Source organism: Stenotrophomonas sp. P5_B8 (genome assembly GCF_054049855.1).
The window spans coordinates 1-1817 of sequence record NZ_JBFULO010000602.1; the positions used below are offsets into that span (position 1 = coordinate 1).

At 68.4% G+C, this 1817-nt stretch carries 3 protein-coding genes; all 3 read right to left on the reverse strand.

What is annotated here, in order from left to right:
- Positions 1 to 138: MerR family DNA-binding transcriptional regulator (locus tag ACXJKH_RS19810; RefSeq protein WP_457321930.1), on the reverse strand; the 138-nt coding region annotated here is incomplete at its 3' end.
- Complete coding sequence (locus tag ACXJKH_RS19815; RefSeq protein ID WP_005410432.1) at positions 119 to 418, reverse strand: integration host factor subunit alpha; 300 nt, start codon at positions 416 to 418, stop codon at positions 119 to 121. The genes ACXJKH_RS19815 and ACXJKH_RS19810, both read right to left, overlap by 20 nt.
- Before the next feature lie 26 nt (positions 419 to 444).
- The coding region (locus ACXJKH_RS19820; RefSeq protein ID WP_457321928.1) for a phenylalanine--tRNA ligase subunit beta at positions 445 to 1817 on the reverse strand (1373 nt) is incomplete at its 5' end.

The following is a 1817-nucleotide window of genomic DNA, read 5'->3' on the forward strand; positions in this document are numbered from 1 at the left end:
CTCCAGGCTGGGAAACTCGGTCTCCCAGTAGCGCAGCACGTGCGGCTTGACGTCGCACAGCTCGCTGACTTCACCAATGGTGAAGTAGCGCTTGGCCGGTATCGGCGGAAGTTCGCGGTTACTGCCCGGATCCAGCATATGCCTCTACCCTTTCCTTGAGCTTCTGGCCCGGACGGAAGGTAACCACCGTACGGGCGGAAATCGGAATTTCCTCACCGGTCTTCGGGTTGCGGCCCGGGCGCTGGTTCTTGCGCCGCAGGTCGAAATTGCCGAAGCCGGACAGCTTCACCTGACGTCCCTGTTCCAATGCCTCTCGCAACACATCGAAGAACGCGTCGACAAATTCCTTGGCTTCGCGCTTGTTCAGACCCACTTCGTCGAACAGCTTCTCGGCCATCTCAGCCTTGGTCAATGCCATTGCCTGCTACCCCCCATGCTGCCCGCTCAACCGCGGATCCGGGCGTGGTGTTCACGCTCCATGGCAGAGACTGCCTCGGCCACCACGGACTCCACGTCGCGGTCCGTCAGAGTGCGCGACTTGTCCTGCAAAATCAAGCCCATAGCGAGACTCTTGAAGCCCGGCTCGACCCCCTGGCCGACATAGCGGTCGAACAGGGTGACCTGGCGCAGCAGCGGACCCACGGCGCGGCGCAGGGTAGCTTCCAGGTCGGCCCAGGCGGCGGCTTCGGGGACCAGGAAAGCCAGGTCGCGGCGTACCGACGGGAACCGTGACAACTCGGCGGCACGCGGCAGCTGGCGGGCGGCCAGCAGGGCCAGGTCCAGCTCGAAGGCGAATACGTCCACGTCGATGTCCATGGCCTTGGCCAGGCGCGGGTGGATCTGGCCGATCCAGCCCAGGCTGACGCCGTCGCGCAGGACCTCGGCCGAACGCGCCGGGTGCCCGTACGGACGCTGCGAAGGCTGGAACGCCAGCACCGCGCCGGAGGCGGCCGCCAGCGAATCCAGGTCGCCCTTGAGGTCGTGGAAATCGACCTTGCGGGTGGCCATGCCCCATTGCTGCGGGTCGGCATCGCCACACACGGCAGCGGCCACGCGCTGGGTTTCCAGCGGTGCCGGCGTGCCCTCGCCCGCCTGCGGGTGGAAGCTGCGTCCCAGTTCAAACAGGCGCACGCGACCCAACTGGCGCGCGGCATTGCGGCCCAGCGTGGCGACCAGCCCCGGCAGCAGCGACGGGCGCATCACCGCCAGTTCGGCCGACAGCGGATTGGCCAGCGCCACCACGTCCTGGTGCAGGTGCCAATCGCTCAACAGACCCGCGTCGACGAAGGCGTAGTTGAGGGTTTCCTGCAGGTCGCGGGCGACCAGCTGGCGGCGCACGGTGAGATCGTCCAGGCGCGTTTCGCTGGGCATGGCGATGCGCGAGGCACCGCCCGGCAGCGTGGTCGGGATCTGCTCGTAACCGTGGATGCGGGCCAGTTCCTCGATCAGGTCTTCTTCGATGGCAATGTCGAAACGGCGGCTCGGCGCGGTCACCTGCCAGCCCTCGGCGACGGCGGCCACGTCCATGCCCAGCGCGCGCAGGATGCGCTCRACGTCGGCATCGGCGATCTGGATGCCGAGCACGCGGGCGATACGCGCGCGGCGCAGGACGATCGGGGCGATCGCCGGCAGGTCGGCCTCGCGCACGGCCTCGGTGACCGGCGACGGGGTGCCGCCGGCCAGGTCCAGGACCAGGCGGGTGGCGTACTCGATCGCGGTCCGCGGCAGCGCCGGGTCAACGCCACGCTCGAAGCGGTGCCCGGCATCGGTATGCAGGCCCAGCTTGCGGCCACGGCCCATGATCGCGGCGGGCGCGA